This is a genomic window from Pseudomonas sp. TE36184, assembly GCF_054060055.1.
Genome location: NZ_JBSSCU010000001.1, coordinates 5,375,427 through 5,397,306 on the forward strand (window position 1 = coordinate 5,375,427; position 21,880 = coordinate 5,397,306).

General features: G+C 61.9%; 22 protein-coding genes. 13 read left to right on the top strand and 9 right to left on the bottom strand.

Annotated features, from left to right (window positions below; all coding sequences use genetic code 11):
* Positions 1-88: 88 nt before the first annotated feature.
* The 4 genes from eutC to exaC form a co-directional block, all read right to left on the bottom strand.
* Positions 89-922: an ethanolamine ammonia-lyase subunit EutC gene (eutC, locus tag ACVWZP_RS24260; protein ID WP_079444783.1), complete on the bottom strand. Its 834-nt coding sequence runs from the start codon at positions 920-922 to the stop codon at positions 89-91.
* Positions 919-2,313, bottom strand: coding sequence for an ethanolamine ammonia-lyase subunit EutB (locus tag ACVWZP_RS24265; protein ID WP_017848363.1), 1,395 nt, complete (start codon positions 2,311-2,313; stop codon positions 919-921). The genes eutC and ACVWZP_RS24265 overlap by 4 nt, the downstream gene beginning before the upstream one ends.
* Before the next feature lie 63 nt (positions 2,314-2,376).
* Complete coding sequence (gene eat / locus ACVWZP_RS24270) at positions 2,377-3,810, bottom strand: ethanolamine permease (protein WP_017848362.1); 1,434 nt, start codon at positions 3,808-3,810, stop codon at positions 2,377-2,379.
* A gap of 184 nt (positions 3,811-3,994) precedes the next feature.
* On the bottom strand, positions 3,995-5,515 hold the full coding sequence (gene exaC, locus ACVWZP_RS24275; protein ID WP_017848361.1) for an acetaldehyde dehydrogenase ExaC: 1,521 nt from the start codon (positions 5,513-5,515) through the stop codon (positions 3,995-3,997).
* Between the two features lie 274 nt (positions 5,516-5,789).
* On the opposite strand from exaC, the gene ACVWZP_RS24280 reads away from it, so the two are divergent.
* From ACVWZP_RS24280 to ACVWZP_RS24300, 5 genes are all read left to right on the top strand, one after another.
* On the top strand, positions 5,790-7,715 hold the full coding sequence (locus ACVWZP_RS24280; RefSeq protein ID WP_046381918.1) for a sigma-54-dependent Fis family transcriptional regulator: 1,926 nt from the start codon (positions 5,790-5,792) through the stop codon (positions 7,713-7,715).
* 211 nt (positions 7,716-7,926) lie between these two features.
* Positions 7,927-9,003, top strand: a complete 1,077-nt coding sequence (locus ACVWZP_RS24285; RefSeq protein WP_128191675.1) for a hypothetical protein — start codon at positions 7,927-7,929, stop codon at positions 9,001-9,003.
* 209 nt (positions 9,004-9,212) lie between these two features.
* A complete protein-coding gene (gene mpl, locus ACVWZP_RS24290; RefSeq protein WP_017848358.1) occupies positions 9,213-10,562 on the top strand; it encodes a UDP-N-acetylmuramate:L-alanyl-gamma-D-glutamyl-meso-diaminopimelate ligase in 1,350 nt (449 codons plus the stop codon).
* Positions 10,559-11,188 carry a flavin prenyltransferase UbiX gene (gene ubiX, locus ACVWZP_RS24295; RefSeq protein WP_010206807.1) on the top strand — a complete coding sequence of 210 codons (630 nt, stop codon included), beginning with the start codon at positions 10,559-10,561 and terminating at the stop codon, positions 11,186-11,188. Before mpl ends, ubiX begins: the two co-directional genes overlap by 4 nt.
* Positions 11,181-11,465 carry a YceK/YidQ family lipoprotein gene (locus ACVWZP_RS24300; protein ID WP_017848357.1) on the top strand — a complete coding sequence of 95 codons (285 nt, stop codon included), beginning with the start codon at positions 11,181-11,183 and terminating at the stop codon, positions 11,463-11,465. Before ubiX ends, ACVWZP_RS24300 begins: the two co-directional genes overlap by 8 nt.
* Positions 11,466-11,523: 58 nt before the next feature.
* Here ACVWZP_RS24300 and ACVWZP_RS24305 read toward each other — a convergent pair whose 3' ends face one another.
* The 3 genes from ACVWZP_RS24305 to ACVWZP_RS24315 all read right to left on the bottom strand — a co-directional run bounded on the left by ACVWZP_RS24305 (position 11,524) and on the right by ACVWZP_RS24315 (position 14,565).
* On the bottom strand, positions 11,524-12,165 hold the full coding sequence (locus tag ACVWZP_RS24305) for an oxidoreductase (RefSeq protein WP_017848356.1): 642 nt from the start codon (positions 12,163-12,165) through the stop codon (positions 11,524-11,526).
* 30 nt (positions 12,166-12,195) lie between these two features.
* A complete protein-coding gene (locus ACVWZP_RS24310) occupies positions 12,196-13,914 on the bottom strand; it encodes a C13 family peptidase (protein ID WP_046381922.1) in 1,719 nt (572 codons plus the stop codon).
* Positions 13,915-14,109: 195 nt separating this feature from the next.
* Positions 14,110-14,565, bottom strand: coding sequence for a MaoC family dehydratase (locus ACVWZP_RS24315; RefSeq protein ID WP_017848354.1), 456 nt, complete (start codon positions 14,563-14,565; stop codon positions 14,110-14,112).
* A gap of 159 nt (positions 14,566-14,724) precedes the next feature.
* Between ACVWZP_RS24315 and ACVWZP_RS24320 the strand changes: the two genes are divergently transcribed.
* The 4 genes from ACVWZP_RS24320 (at position 14,725) to ACVWZP_RS24335 (ending at position 16,730) form a co-directional block, all read left to right on the top strand.
* On the top strand, positions 14,725-15,087 hold the full coding sequence (locus ACVWZP_RS24320; protein WP_457370201.1) for a CidA/LrgA family protein: 363 nt from the start codon (positions 14,725-14,727) through the stop codon (positions 15,085-15,087).
* A complete protein-coding gene (locus ACVWZP_RS24325) occupies positions 15,084-15,800 on the top strand; it encodes an LrgB family protein (protein ID WP_017848352.1) in 717 nt (238 codons plus the stop codon). Before ACVWZP_RS24320 ends, ACVWZP_RS24325 begins: the two co-directional genes overlap by 4 nt.
* 21 nt (positions 15,801-15,821) lie before the next feature.
* Positions 15,822-16,412, top strand: coding sequence for an LON peptidase substrate-binding domain-containing protein (locus ACVWZP_RS24330; protein WP_017848351.1), 591 nt, complete (start codon positions 15,822-15,824; stop codon positions 16,410-16,412).
* Positions 16,413-16,514: 102 nt separating this feature from the next.
* Positions 16,515-16,730, top strand: a complete 216-nt coding sequence (locus tag ACVWZP_RS24335) for a hypothetical protein (protein ID WP_026140195.1) — start codon at positions 16,515-16,517, stop codon at positions 16,728-16,730.
* Here ACVWZP_RS24335 and ACVWZP_RS24340 read toward each other — a convergent pair.
* Positions 16,724-18,040, bottom strand: coding sequence for a bifunctional DedA family/phosphatase PAP2 family protein (locus ACVWZP_RS24340; RefSeq protein ID WP_261753770.1), 1,317 nt, complete (start codon positions 18,038-18,040; stop codon positions 16,724-16,726). The two genes, ACVWZP_RS24335 and ACVWZP_RS24340, sit on opposite strands and share 7 nt — an antisense overlap.
* A gap of 25 nt (positions 18,041-18,065) precedes the next feature.
* Positions 18,066-18,749 carry a DNA-3-methyladenine glycosylase gene (locus tag ACVWZP_RS24345; protein ID WP_046381925.1) on the bottom strand — a complete coding sequence of 228 codons (684 nt, stop codon included), beginning with the start codon at positions 18,747-18,749 and terminating at the stop codon, positions 18,066-18,068.
* 174 nt (positions 18,750-18,923) lie between these two features.
* On the opposite strand from ACVWZP_RS24345, the gene ACVWZP_RS24350 reads away from it, so the two are divergent.
* The 4 genes from ACVWZP_RS24350 (at position 18,924) to rlmH (ending at position 21,874) form a co-directional block, all read left to right on the top strand.
* On the top strand, positions 18,924-20,189 hold the full coding sequence (locus tag ACVWZP_RS24350; protein ID WP_046381926.1) for a glutamate-5-semialdehyde dehydrogenase: 1,266 nt from the start codon (positions 18,924-18,926) through the stop codon (positions 20,187-20,189).
* A complete protein-coding gene (nadD, locus tag ACVWZP_RS24355) occupies positions 20,189-20,833 on the top strand; it encodes a nicotinate-nucleotide adenylyltransferase (RefSeq protein WP_017848346.1) in 645 nt (214 codons plus the stop codon). Before ACVWZP_RS24350 ends, nadD begins: the two co-directional genes overlap by 1 nt.
* A gap of 69 nt (positions 20,834-20,902) precedes the next feature.
* Positions 20,903-21,397: a ribosome silencing factor gene (rsfS, locus tag ACVWZP_RS24360; RefSeq protein ID WP_003176298.1), complete on the top strand. Its 495-nt coding sequence runs from the start codon at positions 20,903-20,905 to the stop codon at positions 21,395-21,397.
* Between the two features lie 9 nt (positions 21,398-21,406).
* The gene (rlmH, locus tag ACVWZP_RS24365; protein WP_003176297.1) at positions 21,407-21,874 is read left to right on the top strand and encodes a 23S rRNA (pseudouridine(1915)-N(3))-methyltransferase RlmH; all 468 of its coding nucleotides are present in this window, start codon (positions 21,407-21,409) and stop codon (positions 21,872-21,874) included.
* Positions 21,875-21,880 lie beyond the last annotated feature (6 nt).

Sequence of the window (21,880 nt, forward strand, 5' to 3'; positions counted from 1 at the left end):
GGCCTCAACTTCCAGATGGTATATGACCACGCGAGCGGCCGTGACTCGATGCTGCCTAAAGACGTGAAAAAGCGCAATCGTGCGGGGATCAGTCGGTGGGCGGGCTGAGCAGGAAATTGCCTTTCACCAAGTCCGGGTCATCTGACTCGATGGTCTGAACCTGCGCCTCATCCTTGAGGTTGACCCCCGACAACTGCCGACGGCAGGCCTCCCGCATCAAGTACAGCAGGCGATGGGCCGCCATGCCATAACTCAAACCCTCCAGGCGCACGTTGGAGATGCAGTTGCGGTACGCGTCGGTGAGGCCAACCTTGGGGTTGTAGGTGAAATACAGGCCCAGGCTGTCCGGCGAACTGAGCCCCGGTCGTTCACCGATGAGGATCACCACCATCTTGGCGCCGAGTAGCTGGCCAATCTCATCGGCCACCGCGACGCGGCCCTGTTCCACCAGGATCACCGGTGACAAGGACCAGCCTTCGGCGTGGGTCTGTTCCTCCATGCGCGTGAGAAACGGCAACGTGTGTTTATGCACCGCCAACGCCGACAGACCATCGGCCACCACCACGGCCAGGTCGACGCCGCCGGGGTTAGCCGCCGCATGGTCGCGCAGGGCCTGGGCCGACTCATCGCTCAGACGCCGCCCCAGGTCCGGGCGTTGCAGGTAGCTGTGGCGGTCGACGGCGGCGCTGTGCAGTAGCAGGCTGTCACGCCCGCGTTCGGCGAGCTGAGTGCTGAGGCCGACGTGGTCGAAGGGCAGGTGGACCGCGTCCCGCGCCTGGGCGTGGGCGAATTGGAAGTCCAACTGTGCGCTGGTGGGGATGCTGGTGCCAGTACGGCCCAGGGCGATGCGCGCCGGGGTCAGGCGACGCAGTTCCAGCCACGGGTTTTCGGGTAAGTCTGGTTGCACGGGCGGCTCCTTCATCCCAATTGCGCCAAGGCGTGGCGAAACGCCGGTGGCAGGCTGTTGCCGAAGCGCACTTTGCCGTCGGCTTGCGTGAAAATGCCCATGTTCGCCAGCCACTGTTCAAACTCCGGCGCCGGCTTTAAACCCAATGTCTGGCGGGCGTACAGAGCGTCGTGGAACGAGGTGGTCTGGTAGTTGAGCATGATGTCGTCGGAACCGGGAATGCCCATGATGAAGTTGATCCCGGCCACGCCCAGCAGGGTCAGCAGGGTGTCCATGTCGTCCTGGTCGGCTTCGGCGTGGTTGGTGTAGCAGATGTCGCAACCCATCGGCACCCCCAGCAGCTTGCCGCAGAAGTGGTCTTCGAGGCCGGCGCGGATGATCTGTTTGCCGTTGTATAGGTACTCGGGGCCGATAAAACCGACCACGGTGTTCACCAGGAACGGCTTGAAGTGCCGGGCCACGGCGTAGGCGCGGGTTTCACAGGTTTGCTGGTCGACGCCGAAGTGCGCGTTGGCCGACAAGGCGCTGCCCTGGCCGGTTTCGAAATACATCAGGTTCTGCCCGAGGGTGCCACGGTTCAGGCTCAGGCCTGCTTCGTAGCCTTCCTGCAGCACGCTCAGGCTGATGCCGAAACTGGCGTTGGCCGCCTCGGTGCCGGCGATCGACTGGAACACCAGATCCAGCGGCACGCCACGGTTGATGGCTTCGATGGAGGTGGTGACGTGGGTCAGCACGCAGGCCTGGGTGGGGATTTCGTAACGCTGGATGATCGCGTCGAGCATCTCCAGCATGGCGCAGATCGAGGCGATGCTGTCGGTGGCCGGGTTGATGCCGATCATGGCGTCGCCGTTGCCGTATAACAGGCCGTCGAGAATGCTCGCCGCGATGCCCGCCGGTTCGTCGGTGGGGTGGTTGGGTTGCAGGCGGGTCGACAAGCGGCCGCGCAGGCCCATGGTGCCGCGAAACCGGGTGACCACGCGGATCTTCTGCGCGACCAGCACCAGGTCTTGCACGCGCATGATCTTCGACACGGCGGCGGCCATTTCTGGTGTCAGCCCTGGCGCCAAGGCGCGTAGGGATTGTTCATCGGCTGCGTCACTGAGCAGCCAGTCGCGCAGGCCGCCGACGGTCAGGTGGCTGACGGCGGTAAACGCCTGTTTATCGTGGGTGTCGATGATCAGCCGGGTGACTTCGTCGCTTTCATAGGGAATCAGCGCCTCTTGCAGGAAGTGCTTCAGCGGGATATTCGCCAAGGCCATTTGCGCCGCCACCCGCTCGCCATCGTTCTGTGCGGCGACGCCAGCGAGGAAGTCGCCTGAACGGGCGGGGCTGGCCTTGGCCATCACGTCCTTGAGGCTGTCGAAGCGGTAGGTCGATGCACCCACCGCGTGGGAAAAACTTGCCATACAGTGTCTCCTTGATGACGCGGGCAAATATGGGTAAGGCGCCCGCGTCGAGGTTTACGGCAGTCAGTGCAAGGCGGCCTCTGCGGCCTGGATCGCCGCGAACTCTTCTTCCGGCGTGCCTGCTACCAAGTGATGCCGGCTGTAGAAAGCAAAGTAAGCAATTAATACTCCATAGATGATTGCAGCGCCAATCACCACTCGCGGGTCGACCAGAAAGCCCGCCACCACGGCCACGCAGGCCAATACCAGGGCCACGCCGGAGGTAAAGATGCCGCCCGGCGTGCGGTACGGACGATCCATTTTGGGGCGACGGATGCGCAGGGTGATGTGCGCGGCCATCATCAGCACGTAGGAAATGGTCGCGCCAAACACCGCCACCAGAATCAGCAGGTCGCCCTGGCCGGTCAGCGACAGGCCGAAACCGATAATGCCGGGGATCACCAGCGCCAGGACCGGCGCCTTGCTTTTGTTGGTCTGGGACAGTTTGCGCGGCAGGTAGCCGGCGCGGGACAAGGCGAAGATCTGTCGCGAATAGGCGTAGATAATCGAGAAAAAGCTGGCGATCAAGCCCGCCAGGCCGACCAGGTTGACGAAGCTGCCCATCCAGGTCGAGCCGCCATACGACAGCGCCAACGCTTCAACCAGCGGGTTGCCGGACTTGATCAGCGCGTAGGTGCCAGCGCCGCCCGGTGCAATCACCAGGATCAGCAGGGCAAAACTGGTCAGCACCACAATGGCGCCGATCAGGCCGCGGGGCAGGTCGCGCTTCGGGTTCTTGGTTTCTTCGGCGGCCAACGGTACGCCTTCGACTGCCAGGAAGAACCAGATCGCATAGGGAATCGCTGCCCACACGCCGACGTAGCCGAATGGCAGGAAGGTGCTGGCGCCCTTGGCGTCGGTCACCGGGATGTCGAGCAGGTTGGCGACGTTGAAGTGCGGCACCATCGACACCAGGAACACGCCCAGTGCAATGGCGGCGACGGCGGTGATGACAAACATCAGCTTCAAGGCTTCACCCACGCCAAAGATATGGATGCCGATGAAGATGATGTAGAACGCCAGGTAAATCATCCAGCCGCCGATGCCGAACAACGACTCGCAATAGGCGCCGATGAACACCGCGATGGCGGCGGGGGCGATGGCGTATTCGATCAGGATCGCGGTGCCCGTCAGGAACCCGCCCCAAGGGCCAAAGGCGCTGCGGGCAAAACCGTAGCCACCGCCGGCAGTAGGGATCATGGAAGACAGTTCGGCCAGGGAAAAGCACATGCACAGGTACATGGTGGCCATCAGCAATGTGGCGAGGAACATGCCGCCCCAGCCACCCTGGGCCAGGCCGAAGTTCCAGCCGGCGTAGTCGCCGGAGATCACGTAGGCAACGCCAAGGCCGACCAGCAGCACCCAGCCGGCGGCGCCTTTTTTCAGTTCGCGTTGTTGGAAGTATTGGGAATCGACTTTTTCGAAGTCGACGGAGGATCCAGTGGGTTCGCTAGGCATGGGAAAGTACCTTTCATTCTTATTGTTTTGGTCCCGACAAGTTGTCGCCGGGTAATGTAGGAGCGAGTTTGCTCGCGAAAAACTTCAGAGCACCGCGCAGAGCCAGGCTATCCGCGTAATCGTTGAGGTTCTTCGCGAGCAAGCTCGCTCCTACGGGGGCGGTTATCGCCCCGGCGGTGTTGGGTTAGAAGAAGCCCAATGGATTGATGTCGTAGCTCACCAGCAGGTTCTTGGTCTGCTGGTAGTGATCCAACATCATCTTGTGGGTTTCACGACCGACGCCGGACTTCTTGTAACCGCCAAACGCGGCATGCGCCGGGTACAGGTGGTAGCAGTTGGTCCACACGCGGCCCGCCTTGATCGCCCGGCCCATGCGGTAGGCGCGGTTGATGTCGCGGGTCCACAGGCCGGCGCCGAGGCCGAACTCGGTGTCGTTGGCGATCGCCAGAGCTTCGGCTTCATCCTTGAAGGTGGTAATGCTCACCACCGGGCCGAAGATTTCTTCCTGGAACACCCGCATCTTGTTGGTGCCCTTGAGCAGGGTCGGCTGGATGTAATAGCCGGTGGCCAGATCACCTGTCAGCTTCTCGACCTTGCCGCCGGCCAGCAACTCGGCGCCTTCGCCCTTGGCGATTTCCAGGTACGACAGGATCTTGTCGAACTGCTGCTCGGACGCCTGGGCGCCGACCATGGTGTCGGTGTCCAGCGGGTCGCCACGCTTGATCGACGCGACCTTCTTCATCACCACTTTCATGAAGTCGTCGTAGATCGACTCTTCCACCAGCGCGCGGGATGGGCAGGTACACACTTCGCCCTGGTTGAAGAACGCCAGCACCAAGCCTTCGGCGGCTTTCTCGATGAATTGCGGTTCGGCTTTCATGATGTCGGCGAAGAAGATGTTCGGCGACTTGCCACCCAATTCAACGGTGGACGGAATAATGTTCTCGGCGGCGCAATGCATGATGTGCGCGCCCACCGGGGTAGAGCCGGTGAAGGCGATCTTGGCGATGCGCTTGCTGGTGGCCAGGGCTTCGCCGGCTTCTTTGCCGAAACCGTGGACCACGTTCAGCACGCCCGGCGGCAGCAGGTCGCCGATGACTTCCATCAGCACGTTGATGCCCAGCGGGGTTTGCTCGGCCGGCTTGAGCACCACGCAGTTGCCGGCGGCCAGGGCCGGGGCGAGTTTCCAGGCGGCCATCAGCAGTGGGAAGTTCCACGGAATGATCTGCCCGACCACGCCCAGCGGCTCGTGGAAGTGATAGGCGGCGGTGTGTTCGTTGATTTCGGCGCTGCTGCCTTCCTGAGCGCGGATGCAACCGGCGAAGTAGCGGAAGTGGTCGGCGGCCAGCGGGATGTCGGCGTTGAGGGTTTCACGCACGGCCTTGCCGTTGTCCCAGGTTTCGGTGATGGCCAGCAGTTCGAGGTTCTGTTCGATGCGGTCGGCGATCTTCAGCAGCACCAGCGAGCGGTCCTGGGCAGAGGTTTTGCCCCAGGCGTCGGCGGCGGCATGCGCGGCGTCCAGCGCCTTGTCGATGTCTTTGGCGGTGGAACGCGGGAATTCGGCGATGGGCTTGCCGTTGACCGGGGAAGTGTTGGTGAAGTAGTTGCCATCGATCGGCGCCACGAATTCGCCGCCGATGTAGTTGCCGTACTTGGCCTTGAACGAAACGATGGCGCCTTCAGTACCGGGGTGTGCGTAACGCATGGTGGGTATCTCCTGGCTTTTTATGTTTATTGGAGTGCAGCGCGGCAAGCGCTTGATAAAGCGTAGAGCAAAGGTCGGGCCACTGCCTTGCAAGCCAGTTAAATCAGGGGGTTGGCGAGAGCCAAAAAGTGCGGCTGTGCCAGCCTTGGTACAGTCTGTGTGACAGTTTGTGCCATGCACGGTACAACCTGTGACCGGTGGGTCGGCGCGGGATTGCAATGGCCGGGTGGCTGGGGGATGCTGGACGTTCTCACGCAGGGAGAATAATAAGAACATGCATCACGATCATTTCAGTCGCCATGCCCAGCAAGTCTTGACCGTGACCCGTGGGCAAGACCTTTCCCAGGGCCCCGGCAGCGACCCGTCCATCGCCCGCTCCTGGCTGCGTTGCCTGGAGGATTATCACCTCGACCCTGCGCTGAGCATCGCCCCCACCGTGCTCGAACATGGCCGTCTGCTGGAAAGCCGCGAGCGCCTGCAGCAAGTGCTGCACATCGCTGGCGGCGAGATGAACAGCCTGCATCAGCAACTTTCGGGCGCCGGTCACGCCGTGTTGCTCACCGACGCGCGCGGGGTGATCCTCAACTGCGTCACCGCGCCGTCCGAGCGCAAGATTTTCGAGCGCGCCGGGTTGTGGCTCGGCGCCGACTGGAGCGAGGCCTGCGAAGGCACCAATGGCATCGGCACCTGCCTGGTGGAGCGCCAGTCGTTGACCATTCACCGCGATGAGCATTTTCGCGGGCGCCACACCGGGCTGACCTGTTCGGCGAGCCCGGTGTTCGATCCCCATGGTGAGTTGCTGGCGGTGCTGGACGTGTCGTCGGCGCGGGAAGCGGTGTCGCGTCAGAGCCAGTTCCACACCATGGCGCTGGTCAACCTGTCGGCGAAGATGATCGAGAGTTGTTACTTCCTGCGTCACTTTGAACACCACTGGCTGCTGCGTTTTCACTTGCAGGCGGAGTCCGTGGGCTTGTTCAGTGAAGGGCTGCTGGCGTTCGACGGCGAAGGGCGCATTTGCGCAGTCAACCAAAGTGCCCTGAACCTGTTGGGGCAGATGCGTGGTGGCTTGCTGGGGCAGCCTGTGGAAGTGCTTTTCGAATGCACCCTGGATCAACTGCTGGGCCGCGCCAGCGCCAATGCCACAGCGAGTTGGCCGCTGCGGACGCGGGACGGTCGACATCTGTTTGCCGCGTTGCGCGGCCAGCCGCGCAGTGTGCCGGTGCCCGTACCGCCGCAGCCGGTGGTTGCCGCCAAGCCCGAGCGTCTGCTCGGTATCTGCCTGGGCGATTCCGCGTTGCAAAGCGATTTTCGCAAGGCGTTGCGCGTGTTCGAACGTGATGTGCCGCTGCTGGTCAACGGTGAAACCGGTTCCGGCAAAGAGGCCTTCGCCAAGGCCGTACACCAGGCCAGCCAGCGTGCGGACAAGGCTTTTGTTGCGCTCAACTGCGCCGCCATCCCGGAAAGCCTGATCGAAAGCGAACTGTTCGGCTATCGCGGCGGCAGTTTCACCGGTGCCCGCAAGGAAGGCATGCGCGGCAAGCTGCAACAGGCAGATGGGGGCACGTTGTTCCTGGATGAAATCGGCGACATGCCCCTGGCTTTGCAAACCCGGCTCTTGAGGGTGCTGGAGGATCGCCTGGTGGTGCCCATCGGCGGCGAGCCCCAGGCGGTAAACGTTAGAGTCATCAGCGCCACCCACCGTGATTTGTTGCAGCGTGTGCAGGCAGGCAGCTTTCGTGAAGATTTGTACTACCGACTCAATGGCCTCGAAATCGGCTTGCCGCCGTTGCGCGAGCGCAGTGATAAGCCGCAATTGCTGGATTTTCTGCTGGCCCAGGAAGCCGGGGAGCAGACGATAACGCTCGATGCCGGCGCGCGTCAGGCATTGCTGGCGTTCGCCTGGCCGGGCAATGTGCGGCAGTTGCGCACGGTGTTGCGTACCCTGGTTGCACTGTGTGACGGCGCGTTGATCGGTGTCGATGATTTGCCGCCGATGATCCGCCCGGCGTCCTTGACTACGCCTGCTGCGGATGTCCCCCCGCTGTCGCTGCTTGAGGATGCCGAGCGCCTGGCATTGTTGAAGGTTCTGACGCAGCAGCGCTGGCATATGACCCTTGTGGCTGAACGGTTGGGGGTGAGCCGCAACACGTTATATCGAAAGTTACGCAAACATGGCATTGAACTGCGTTCGGCGTTGTAATTCGTAAGTTGTTGTCGAGTGTGTGGGCGCGGTTTTTAATTGTTGATTGTAGGGGGATTTACTGTTTTTGCTTTTGTGGGTTAATTGTTGAGAAAGTGTGTCCTGGCTGGCGCGGAAGTAAATGCATGTAATGTTGTTTCGGTGGAACTGAGATAGATATTTTTGTCACCCAGTGAATGCAAGTTTTTATTGACTGACTAAGGTGATGATTATGAATGTTACAGGTGTTCCAACTTATACTACAGTACCGTCCAGTGACGTTTCAGCTGATGTTACTCAAGCTGCCAATAATACTGGATCGACCGGTAACCCGCGCAACGCCGCTTCGGCTACTTGGCAAAATGATCGCTCCGAGCTTACTTATGATGCTGAACGTTTGAACTCGGACACGCAGGTTCGTAGCAAAAGGGGAATTGATTTCGGACGTTTTTTCCGCAGGCCGACGCATAGCACTTCCCGCGTGCCGTCTGGGACGCCCGGTCAATATAATCAGGTTAATAAGGGACCGTTTTTCTCAAACCCACCTTCCACTCATGCATCTAATAAGCCCTTTCGAGATCTGATTAATAACAACCGGTTCGGGGGCTCTACCCTTCCTTCCAGGTCTCACCCCGTTCCCAAGACGTTTGGCGAGGTGGCGCAAAACCTCGTCACTGCCGATCGCCTGGTCAAGGCTGGCGTGTTCAAGACCGGGCCAGATCTGAAAACCGTGACACGGGACGCTTTCGTGAATGCCGCAGTCAACGGCTTGGTCAGTACGCCATTGAGTATTGGTACTTACGCAGGCTCCGTATGGAGTGGCGAGCAGATCAAGGGGGCGTTCAGCGCCAATACCCCCTTACTTCCTCCCGCGCACCAGCCCGCGCCGAGTCAACAGAACGGTGTGGCGGGATCGGCGCCGAGTCCTTCATCGCCGCAAGACCTGGCGTTGCACTTGGACAATGCAGAATTAAAACTGCTCTTGGTCAGTAATACGATCCAGGCCTATACCGAAGGGAGCGAGGGTCAAGCCTTGGATAAAAGCCCCGATTGGCCAACCGAGACAACTGCCCGACTTGATATGTTGGAAAAGCAATACAACACCGTCGAGTCGAACTTGGAATTAATCGCTAAGGAAAATGATTTTATATTCAGGCCCTTTAAAAGTGATACCGCCGCCACCGAGAAAGACCCTGTGCGCCGCCTTGAAACATTGGATCGACGCAATCAGGCTGTTTTAAACCAGATCTCCCGTATCAATACGGTGTTGGAGCCGAAGGGGCCGCCATCCTCGATGCAGTTTGTCTGATGCGGGTTATGCAGGGGAGGCCGTTAATTGACACCCCATAGTGACCCCTCGTATACGCTGAGTCCGGTGCAGTCACGGCGGGTGCCGGCACCGGGCTCAACGACCGCACTGCCGGCCGAATTCAGACGATTGAACTGGCGTGTACCGCTAAAAGAGTGCGATTTCCCCCTCCCTGCGCTAACCTGCCTCGATGTTTTACGAGGTCGACCATGCACATTCATATTCTCGGTATTTGCGGTACTTTCATGGGCTCGATGGCGGTTCTGGCCAAGGAGTTGGGCCACCATGTGACGGGTTCCGATGCCAACGTCTATCCGCCCATGAGTACGCAACTGCAAGCCCAGGGCATCGAATTGACCCAGGGCTATGATCCATCCCAATTCGATCCGGTCCCCGACCTGGTGGTGATCGGCAACGCCATGTCTCGGGGCAACCCGGCGGTCGAATACGTACTGAACAAAGGTTTGCCGTATGTGTCCGGCCCCCAATGGCTGGCCGACCATGTGCTGCAAGGGCGCTGGGTGCTGGCGGTGGCTGGTACGCACGGCAAGACCACCACCAGCAGCATGCTGGCCTGGGTGCTGGAGCACGCGGGCATGAGCCCGGGTTTCCTGATCGGCGGCGTACCGCAGAACTTCTCGGTGTCGGCGCGCCTGGGCGATACGCCGTTCTTCGTGATCGAAGCCGATGAATACGACAGCGCGTTCTTCGACAAACGCTCCAAGTTTGTCCACTACCGCCCGCGCACGGCGATCCTGAATAACCTGGAGTTCGATCACGCGGATATCTTCCCCGATCTGGCGGCCATCGAGCGGCAGTTCCACCATTTGGTACGCACCATCCCGAGTGAGGGCCTGGTGATCCACCCGACCACCGAGCCGGCCTTGCAGCGCGTCATCGACATGGGCTGCTGGACGCCGGTGCAAACCACCGGCGCGGGCGGGCAGTGGCAGGTCAGGTTGCTCAGTGAAGACGGTTCGACATTTGAAGTGCTGTTCGAAGGCGAGGCCCAGGGTGTGGTCGACTGGGACATGACCGGCCAGCACAACGTTGCCAACGCCCTGGTCACCTTGGCGGCGGCACGGCATGTTGGCGTGGTGCCTTCCATGGGCATCGCGGCCCTGAGTGCGTTCAAAAGTGTGAAACGGCGCATGGAAAAGGTTGCCGATGTGAATGGGATTACCATCTACGACGACTTTGCCCACCACCCAACGGCGATTGCCACCACCCTTGATGGCCTGCGCAAGCGGGTTGGTGATGCGCCGATCATTGCGATTATCGAACCGCGCTCCAACTCCATGAAGCTCGGCGCGCACCGCGATGGCTTGCCGGAGAGCGTCAATGATGCGGACCAAGTGGTCTGGTACGCACCGGCCAACCTGGGCTGGGACCTGCCCGCCATTGCGGCGCTGTGTCACGTGCCGTCGACGGTCTGCGATTCGATCGAAGGCATCATTGAGCACGTCAAGCAACAGGCCACGCCCGGCACCCACGTGGTGGTCATGAGCAACGGCGGCTTCGGCGGCCTGCACGGCAAATTGGCCGAGGCCCTGAAATGAGCGGGCCCGAGCGCGTGACGCTGGCGATGACCGGCGCATCCGGCGCGCCCTATGGCTTGCGCCTGCTCGACTGCCTGGTGCGCGAGGAGCGTGAAGTTCATTTCCTGATCTCCAAGGCCGCGCAACTGGTGATGGCCACCGAGACCGATGTCGCGCTGCCGCCCAAGGTGCAGATGATGCAGGCGTTCCTCACCGAGTACACCGGTGCGGCGGCGGGGCAGATCAAGGTTTACGGTAAAGAGGATTGGATGTCGCCGGTGGCCTCCGGCTCCGGCGCGCCGGCGGCGATGGTGGTGGTGCCGTGTTCCACCGGTACGTTGTCGGCGATTGCCACGGGCGCCTGCAACAATTTGATCGAACGGGCCGCCGATGTGACGTTGAAAGAGCGGCGCCAGCTGATTTTGGTGCCGCGTGAGGCGCCGTATTCGAGCATTCACCTGGAGCACATGCTCAAGTTGTCGAACATGGGCGTGACCATCTTGCCGGCGTCGCCCGGTTTCTATCACCAGCCGCAGACCATCGATGACCTGGTGGATTTTGTGGTGGCGCGGATTCTCAACCTGCTGAACATTCCCCAGGACATGCTTCCGCGTTGGGGTGAGCACCATTTGAGCAGCGATGAATAAGGCGCTGTTGGTGTTACTGGCGTTGCAACTGGCGGGCTGCGCCACCGCGCGCACGCTGGATGCGGCGAAGCCCGGCGCGCCGGTGGTGTACGCAGGCACGCGGCTGGACCTGTATGCGATGAACGGCGGCTGTTGCGCGATGGACCGTTTTGGCGCCGAGGCGCCGAGCTATCCCGGCGTCGACCTGCCAGCCAGCGCGTTGCTCGATACCCTGCTGTTGCCGCTGTCGGTGTTGACGGTGTTGGGGGTAGGGTTCAACGCCACGGGTGGGCTGTGACTCCGCGCTCAGGCCCCATCTGAACCCACATGTTGAGCTGGCAGCTCGGTTGGCGGGTTTATTTACCCAGCTTGCGCAACTCATCCGATTCGACCACACGCACACCATCTTGCTCTTCCAGCGCCAGGCGCCACATGGCGCGTGCCAGTTCGCACACTTCGATGCCGTGGTACTTGCCTGGAATCAGCCGTGACAACGGCCCGGCCAATTGCTCGGCCAGGCGCGGTTCGAGGCGCTCCCCCAGCAACAGCGAAGGCCGCACGATGGTCAGTTGCGGCCAACCCTGGGCTTTCAAGGCGTCTTCCATTTGCCCTTTGATCCGGTTGTAGAAGATCGAGGATTTCGGGTCGGCGCCAATCGCGCTGATGACAATCAGGTGCCGCGCGCCCATTTCCCGCGCGCGCTTGGCAAAGGCCACGACCAGGTCCAGGTCGATCGCGCGAAAGGCGTCCTCGGAGCCGGCTTGCTTGATCGTGGTGCCCAGGCAGCAGAAGGCGATATCGACCTGGCCACGCAGTTGCGGCAGGACCACCGCCGGGTCGCCCACTGGGTTTTCCAGGCGTGGATGTTCGGCCAACGGCTTGCGGCTGGGCGCCAGCACACGGGTCACGGTGGGTTCGTTGAGCAGGCGATCGAGCAGGTGTTCGCCGGTCAGGCCAGAGGCTCCTGCGAGCAAGATATGCTGAGGCGTCAGGTACATGGTGTTTCCCCCTTTGTTACACGTTACAGCTTAGTTGCCTTTAGCTTCCTTGCTATTCATTGAGACGCTTTCGAGCGCCTTTCGTGCTTGCTGCTTGCGTAATAGTTGCCAATGGGCGATCACGCCTTTGGGGGCCCAGATCTGCGGTTCGGAGGCTTCGAAGTTGTCCGCCTGTTCGCGTTCGGTCACGTGCAGTTGCGCCAGCTTGAAGGCTTGCTGCAAGTCGTCGGTCTGGTTGAAGGCTTGGGCGAAAAGGGCATCGCCGAAGTAGGTGAAGTCGGCTTCCTCGGAGCAGCCAAACGACACGCGGTCGGCGCGGGAAGCGGTCATGATCAAGGTGTGCTCGTCTTTCAGCGCGGGAATGAAACCGCCGGAGTAGCACGCGGAAATCACCACGACCTTGTCGCGGTTCTTCAGCGGCGTGAGTACTGCGGCGAGCTCATCGGCCGGCAGGTCGGCCAGCTCCATGCGCGGCTGGTCGAGCACCAGTTCGCTTTCGTGGGTGCCGTGGCTGGTCAGGTAGATAAACACCAGGTCCTCCGGCCCGCTGCGTTCGGCCAGGGTCTGCACGGCACGGCGCAGGCTTTCGCGGGTAGCCAGCGGGCGGTCGGCGATATGGTCGCGGTGGTTGACCAGGCGAATCTGCCCGCGCGCACCGAAGCGGCTGGCGAGCATATTGCTGACGTAATCGGCTTCGCGCAGGAACACGCTCTGTTTGCCGTCGCCCGCGAGTACCAGGGTGTACAGTTCCACGGCGGGGGTCGAAGGAGGCACGGCGGCGAGGGCAGCATCGAGCAGGCGGCCCTGGGCCAGCACGCCGATTTCCAACGGGTCGGGCAACAGCTTGCCGTCGGCGTCGCGCACGCGCATGCCGTTGACCCAGGTGCCGGCTTGCACGGTGCCGTCGGCGAGCACCAGGGTGCCGCGGCCCTGGTAGTTGTCGCTGTCGAAACCGCCGATATAGAAGCTGCCGTCGGTGAGGTTCAGGCGGCCTTCGCCGCTGAAGCGCCAATCGCTGAACTGGCCAATGTAGTGGCTGCCATCGATGCCGATCAACTCGCCCTTGCCGCTGAGGGCGCCTTCCTTGAACTGGCCGATCCACACGTCGCCGTCGGCGTTTTCGTAGCGACCCTTGCCGTTCAATTGGTTCTGTTTGAACTGGCCGACGTAGATGTCGCCGTCAGCGCTGTTGAAGGTGCCGTTGCCTTCCAACTGGCCATCGACGAAGTGGCCGCTGAACTGGTTGCCGCTGTCGTCGTTGCGCTGGCCTTCGCCGTTGGGCTTGCCGTGGGCGAACTGGCCCTGGTATTGGCTGCCGTCAGCCAGCTCCAGGCGCCCGAGGCCGGAATACTGGTCGTCCTTGAATTCGCCGCGATAGGTCATTTGCCCCTCTTTGAGGGTGCCTTCGCCGTTGCGCCGGCCTTGCTTGAAGCCACCGACGTAGTGGCTGCCCGCAGTGGTCAGGCTGCCCTGGCCGTCAAACAGGCCTTGCTGGAACTGGCCTTTATAGACTTCGCCGTTGCTGCCATGCCATTCGCCCTGGCCGTGCCACTGGCCTTTGTCGAACTGGCCGGCGTACCAACTGCCGTTGGGGTAGTCCACGCGGCCCTGGCCTTGCAGCAAGCCATTGACCACATCACCCCGGTAACGGCCGCCGTCGGGCAGGCGCGCATCGGGCGGCAACAGCGATTCGCCGTCTCCGCAAGCGGTGAGCAACAGGACAAGGGCAAGGGGAGCGAGTGGGCGCATAGCGGGATCCGGATAATTGAGCGCCGAGTATGCCGCAGCGAAGGAGCCATACCTAGTGGTCTGTTGGGGAATGATGACCTGTAGGAGCCGGCTTGCCGGCGAAGGTGGTCAACGAAAACGCGGGCATTCAGGGGGAATGTGGCGTCTGGGGGTTTTTCGCTGGCAAGCCAGCTCCTACAGGGAGGAAGGAGGCGGTTACACGAAGCAGAGCGACAACGACTCGGCAATGTAAGCGGGTTTCTCCTGGCCTTCGATTTCCAGGGTGGCGGTGGCCTTGAACAGCCATTGGCCGGGTTTTTTCTCGGTGACGTCGGTGAGGGTCACGTTCAGGCGGACCTTGGAATTGACCTTCACCGGCTGGATAAAGCGCACGCTGTCCAAGCCGTAGTTGACCGCCATTTTCAGGCCTTCGGGCATGATCAGGATGTCTTCCATCAACTTGGGCATCAGCGACAGCGACAGGAAACCGTGGGCGATGGTGCTGCCGAACGGGGTTTGCGCGGCCTTGACCGGGTCGACGTGGATGAACTGATGGTCGCCAGTGGCTTCTGCGAACAGGTTGATGCGGGCCTGGTCGATGGTGAGCCAGTCGGAACGTCCCAGTTCCTTGCCGACATAATCTTTGAGCTGCGCTACGGGTACATAGGGCATTGCGTCTCTCCTTGGTTCATCGGTTTTTATTGATGTGCGAGAACCATGTTAGATCATCATGGGCAACCAGCCCGGTCAACCCACCATGCATATGACGAATGCCGGAGCATAGCGCGGGCATGCTTATAATGCGGGTCGGTCTTGAGGGGGGAAGGACGGATGCTATTACGCGGTCTGACATGGCTGGTGCTGTTTCAATTGATCGGCACGGCGATCAACCATTTGCTGCTGCCGGTGTTGCCGGGGCCGATCATCGGTCTGCTGCTGATGCTGGGTTACCTGGTGTGGCGCGGCGAAGTCGGCGAGCCGCTGAGCCTGGCGGCCAGCAGCCTGCTGCGTTACTTGCCCTTGCTGCTGGTGCCGCCGGCGGTCGGGGTGATGGTGTATGCCAAGGACATCGCCGCAGACTTCTGGGCCATCGTCGGCGCCTTGGTGTTGTCGCTGGTGATCGCCATGGGGGTCGTCGGCGTGCTGATGCAAAAACTGGTCAAGCGCCAGGCGCAGCAGGAGGAGCAATCATGACCTTCGACTGGCAAGGCGCATGGGCGGCGGTGATTCATCATCCGCTGTTCGGCATCGGCATCACCCTCGGCGCCTATCAGCTGGTGCTCGCGGGCTTCGAGAAAACCCGCTGGATCTTCCTGCAGCCGGTGCTGGTGTCCATGCTGCTGGTGATCGGCGTGCTGCTCACCTGTGGCCTGAGTTACGCCGAGTACCGCAAGAGCACCGAGATCATGAGCATCCTGCTGGGCCCGGCGACCGTGGCCCTGGCGGTGCCGCTCTATCTGAACCTGCGTCGGATTCGTCAATTGTTCTGGCCGATTTTTACTACGCTGGTGATAGGTGGTGTGTTGGCCACCGGCCTGTGTGTGTTGCTGGGCTGGTGGTTCGGTGCCGAACACAGGATGTTGATGACCATGGCACCCAAGTCGGTGACCTCGCCGATTGCCATGCTGGTGGCCGAGCAGATCGGCGGCGTGGCCGCGTTAGCCGCGGTGTTCGTGCTGATCACCGGCGTGATCGGCGCAATGATCGGCCCGGCGTACTTGTCGCGCCTGGGCGTCCACAGCCCCGAGGCGCGCGGTATGGCGCTGGGCATGACCGCTCACGCCGTCGGCACGTCGGTGGCCCTGCAGGAAAGCGAAGAGTGCGGCGCCTTTGCGGCGCTGGCCATGAGTCTGATGGGCGTGGCGACGGCGGTGTTCCTGCCGCTGGCCGTGTCGGTGATTGTTTGAACCAGGGTTAAGGAAACCTTTATGAGTCTGGCGCTGTTCCCGCTCAACACCGTGCTGTTCCCTGGCTGCACCCTCGATCTGCAATTGTTCGAGGCGCGCTACCTGGACATGATCAGCCGCTGCATGAAAAAGGGCGAAAGTTTCGGCGTGGTGTGCATCTTCGACGGCAAAGAGGTGGGCGCGGCCCCGGATGGCTACGCGCTGATCGGCTGTGAAGCGCTGATTCGCGACTTCAAACAGCAGGATAACGGCCTGCTGGGCATTCGCGTCGAGGGCGGGCGGCGCTTCCGTGTCCGCGATGCCGAGGTGCAGAAGGACCAGTTGCTGGTGGCCGAGGTGCAATGGCTGGAAGAGCGGCCGGACCACGCGCTGGAAGAGGCGGACGCCGACCTGCAGGCCTTGCTCCAGGCCCTGGCCGAACACCCGATGGTGGCCTCGCTGGACATGGGCGCCGATGCCGACGGCCAGCAGGCCCTGGGCAATCAATTGGCGTATTTGCTGCCGTTCACCGAGGCCGACAAGATCGACCTGCTGCAGCTCGACGATCCGCAACAACGGCTGGATGCGATCCAGAGGCTGCTGGATGAACTGCAAGGTGAACTGTTCACCTGATCTTCAGAATTGTCTGGTGCTGCTTTCAGACATTTCTGCGTTGCTCCCATCGCGCGGGCTGAAATAGTTTCCGATCACACAACCACTGATCAGGGGATGAACATGATTCGGCTAGCGCAATCGGAGCAGGCGGCCTGGGACGCTTTTTTTGTCAGCATTACCTCACAACTGCTCGCGCAGGATGCACAGCGCGGCCCGGAATACATCGCCGAGCGTGCCGCAGAAATTGCCGATGAAATGCTGCTGGAGCGGCGCGAACGTTGCGTTGAGCGCCGAACCGCGCCAATCGATTGGATCGGCCCGGCCAAGGGTCAGTAGGCATACTTGAACAGGGCCTGCGAGGTGTCGCTGAAGGCGATGAAACCGAGCACCGCTACCAGGGCAGGCAATACCAGCCACCAGGCTTTCTGCGACATCGGCGGCAGCGGGCTGCGGTATTGGATTGCGCCCAGGCTCAATGCACACACGCTCATCGCCAGCAACATTCCGGCGAGGATGTCGGTGGGCCAGTGGACGCCCAAGTAAACCCGCGACAACGCGATGAATGCCGCGGGGATGCAGCCCAGCAGCAGCCAGGTCAGGCGCAGGCGCGTGGGCTGCCCGCGCCCGGCCAATACGGCTAACGCCAGGAAAAACGCGAATGCGCCGGAGGCGTGGCCGCTGGGCATGCTGAAGCTGCTCAGTGGGTCGGTGAGGACTTCCGGGCGACCGCGGGCAAAAAACAGCTTGGTGGCGGTATTGATCACTGCGGCCATGCCCAGCGTGATGCCGACAAACAGCGCGTGACGCCATTGTCGTGCGAGTAACAACAGGCCGGTGAACAGGGCGCTGGCGACAAACATATTCTTGAACTCGCCCAGTTGGGTGAGCCTCACCATGGTCTCGTCCAGCCAGGCGCTGCGATGCTCCTGCACCAGGGCGCTCAGCCCCTGGTCGAAGTCGTTGAGGTGCGGGTAGCCGATAAACAGGGCGATCAACAGGGTCAGGCTGGCGCAACCTATCCACCCTGTGGCGCGGCGATGGCAGCGCAGGCTGCTGTTCAAGCTCAGCCCCAGCAACACCGCCAGGCATGCCGCGACAATTCCCGCCTCGGGCCAGAACCCCGCCGGCAATGGCAGGCGGAAAGCCGCGCCGGTCGCCCAGCCCGGCAGCAGGTACGCGACTGTCCAGCCGGCCGCCGCGAGAATGCTGACCAGGGCAAAGCGTGGGAACGGCATGTCGCACATGCCAGCCACCATCGGCAGCATGGGGCGCAACGGGCCGATGAAACGTCCGACCAGCAGGCTGGCGATGCCGTACTTGTGGAAGTAGGTCTCGGCGCCGTTCATCCATTCAGGGTGATGCCGCAGGCCAGGCAGGCGCCGGATGTTCTGGTGGAAATGGCGTCCCAGGAAGTAGGACACCCCATCGCCCACCAGGCCGCCGAGAAAACCCAGCAGCAGGGTTTCACTCAGCGACAGCGCACCGTTGCCGGCCAGCACGGCAATGGCGAACAGCAGCACGGTGCCGGGCACGATCAAACCGGCAATGGCCAGGCATTCCACGCACGCCACGATAAACACCGCCGCCGCCAGCCATTGGGGGTTCAGGGTCAGCCAGCCGGTGATGCTATCGAGCCATTGGCCCATATTTCTTCACTCCCTCGTCACCGTTTCAAATCAAAAAATAGTCGCGGCCTTCGACCTGGCCCCGGCGCAGCGGGTTCCGCGTGCAATAAGGCGCATAGCCTGCATCGACGAAGCGGTACATCAAGTGTTCGTCCCGGCCGCCGGGAATGCCCAGGCGGGTGGTCTGGATAATGTGCGTCGGCACCTGGCCGACGTCTTCTACATAGAGCCGCTCCTGGTCGAAGCGCTTGGCATCCCACATTGGCACTTTCAGGCCCAGCGCCTTGCACAATAAGGTCTGGCCGGCGCAGAGCTTCTGCGAGGCGCGTGGCCTGCCATTGGCGTCCGGGTTGTTCAGCAGCATCTGCGCCAAACTGGCCGGGCCGGAGGTCTCATCGACCCAGGGATAGGCGGATTTGATCAATACTGCATTGCCCGGGCCCTGGGCGCTGAAGTTCAGCGAATCGCCGCCACGGGCGTAGTACATATAGATATGACCGCCATCCAGAAACAAAGCCTTACGTTTTTCTGTGTAGCCCAGTGAGGCATGGCTGCCTTTTTCGGCCACGTAATACGCTTCGGTTTCAATAATCCGCGCCGAAAGCCAGAGATCGCCGACCCGATGACGAATGATTTTGCCGAGCAATTCCCGCGCAAGCAGTTGTGCATCGCGGTCGAAGAAGCGGTCGGGCAGGGCGCTGGCAGGGAGTTGGGGGGTGAAACTCGACATGGCCTTCAGGGTTAATACGGCTAAATGTGACGGAATAATAACAACTCCCACCTTAATTACGGCTGAACCCCAGGTTTTTACAGTTCATTTCGACCATCCGCCCCTCACCGCTGTCAGTCGGGCGGCGTCACAGCTATAATCTGCCGCTTTCCTCTTTGCCAAGACTCCCTGACCATGACTGAGTCCGTTCTTGACTACATGACCCGCCTGGGTCGCGCTGCCCGTCAGGCCTCGCGGTTGATCGCCCGTGCGAGCACCGCGCAGAAAAACCGTGCCTTGCTGGCCGCCGCCGATGCTCTGGATGCTTCGCGCTCCGAGTTGACCGCCGCCAACGAACTGGACCTGGCCAACGGCCGCGCCAATGGCCTGGAACCGGCGTTGCTCGACCGCCTGGCGCTGACCCCGGCACGTATCGACGACATGATCGAAGGCCTGCGTCAGGTGGCCAAGCTGCCTGACCCCATCGGTGAAATCCGCGATATGCGTTACCTGCCGTCCGGCATCCAGGTCGGCAAGATGCGCGTGCCCCTGGGCGTGATCGGCATCATCTATGAGTCGCGCCCGAACGTGACCATCGACGCCGCGAGCCTGTGCCTCAAGTCTGGCAACGCCACCATCCTGCGCGGCGGTTCCGAGGCGATTCACTCCAACCGTGCGATTGCCGCCTGCATCCAGCAGGGCCTGGCCGTGGCCGAATTGCCGGCCGAAGTGGTGCAAGTGGTGGAAACCACCGACCGCGCCGCCGTCGGCGCGCTGATCACCATGCCGGAATTCGTCGACGTGATCGTGCCGCGCGGTGGCAAGAGCCTGATCGAACGCGTCAGCCGTGATGCCAAGGTGCCAGTGATCAAGCACCTGGACGGCGTCTGCCACGTTTACATCGACATCGCCGCCGACATCGACAAGGCGATCCGCATCGCCGACAACGCCAAGACCCACCGTTACGCGCCGTGCAACACCATGGAAACCCTGCTGGTGCACGCCGGCATTGCCGATCGCGTGCTGCCGCCGCTGGCTGCCATCTACCGCGACAAGGGCGTTGAGCTGCGCGGTTGCGAGCGCACCCGTGCGCTGCTCGGCGCGGACGTGATCGAAGCCACCGAGCAAGACTGGTACACCGAGTACACGGCGCCGATCCTGTCGATCCGCATCGTCGACGACCTGGATCAGGCCATCGAGCACATCAACAAATACGGCTCCAAGCACACCGATGCCATTGTTACCGAGCATTTCAGCGATGCCCGGCGTTTCCTCACCGAAGTGGACTCCGCTTCGGTGATGGTCAACGCCTCGACGCGTTTTGCCGACGGCTTCGAGTATGGCCTGGGCGCGGAGATCGGTATCTCCACCGACAAGCTCCACGCACGTGGCCCGGTTGGCCTGGAAGGCCTGACCAGCGAGAAGTACGTAGTGTTCGGCGACGGGCATGTGCGCGCTTGATGGGTAAACGCATCGGGTTGCTCGGCGGCACCTTTGACCCCGTGCATATCGGCCATTTGCGCAGTGCCCTGGAAGTCGCGGATGCCCTCGCGCTGGATGAATTGCGCCTGACCCCCAATGCCCGGCCGCCGCACCGCGATACGCCGCAGGTGTCAGCGCAGCAGCGCCTGGAAATGGTGCGCCTTGCCGTAGCTGGCATACCGCCGCTGGTGGTGGACGACCGCGAGCTCAAGCGCGATAAACCGTCCTACACTGTCGACACCCTGGAACTGATGCGTGCCGAGTTGGCCGCGGACGACCAGTTGTTTCTGCTTTTGGGCTGGGACGCATTTTGCGGCCTGCCCTCTTGGCATCGCTGGGAGGAACTCCTCCAGCATTGCCACATCCTGGTTTTGCAACGCCCGGATGCCGACAGCGAACCGCCGGATGCCTTGCGCAACCTGCTGGCCGCGCGGTCGGTAAGTGACCCCTTGGCCCTGACCGGGCCGAACGGGAATATTGCATTCGTCTGGCAGACCCCGCTTGCGGTGTCCGCCACCCAGATCCGTCAACTGCTGGCCAGCGGGAAGTCGGTACGTTTCCTGGTGCCTGACGCGGTCCTGGCCTACATCGATGCGCACGGGCTTTACCGTGCGTCGAACTGAAAAGGCGCGCTTGAACGCACGAACAGTCGTGCAGCGAGCGCCCGAACATACGAGCAAAACGAGTTTTATATGACGAACAAAGACGTAAGCAAAGTTAAGCGCAAAGGCACCTTCAAGAGCGCGCCACTGCCGGTTGAAGCCCACGTTGGCCCGGAACTGGCTGGCGAAGAACTGGTGAAAGTCGCCGTGGCGGCCCTGGAAGACGTCAAGGCCCAGGACATCCAGGTGCTGGACGTGCGCGACAAGCAGAGCATCACCGACTTCATGATCATCGCCACCGGTACCTCCAACCGCCAGATCGGCGCGATGCTCGACAAAGTGCGCGAAGCCGTCAAAGCGCAGGGCGTGAAGCCGCTGGGTGAAGAAGGCAAGGGCGACAGCGACTGGGTGCTGCTGGACATGGACGACGTGATCGTTCACATGATGACCTCCAACGCCCGTCAGTTCTACGACCTGGAGCGTCTGTGGAAAGGCGCCGAACAGAGCCGTGCCGCTGATGGCAAGCACCACAGCCCGGAAGTGGGCCACGCGCACTTCGACAAGCTCAACAAAGACCAGGAATAAGGAACGGCTGTGCGCCTGCGTCTGATCGCTGTCGGTTCACGCATGCCCAAGTGGGTGGAAGAAGGCTGGCATGAATATGCCAAGCGTCTGCCCGCCGAGCTGTCGCTTGAGCTGGTGGAAATTCCGCTCAATACCCGGGGCAAGAACGCCGACGTGGCGCGCTTTATCCGTCAGGAAGGCGAAGCCATGCTGGCCAAGGTCGGTCCCAACGAGCGCATCGTCACCCTCGAAGTCCACGGCAAACCCTGGAGCACCGAGCAATTGGCGGTGGAACTGGATCGCTGGCGCCTGGACTCGCGCACCGTCAACTTCATGGTCGGCGGCCCCGAGGGGCTGGCGCCGGAAGTCTGCGCGCGGGCGGACCAACGCTGGTCGCTGTCGGCGCTGACGTTGCCGCACCCGCTGGTAAGGATCCTGATCGGTGAACAGCTGTATCGCGCCTGGACAGTTCTGTCCGGGCACCCTTACCACAAATAGTCTGCG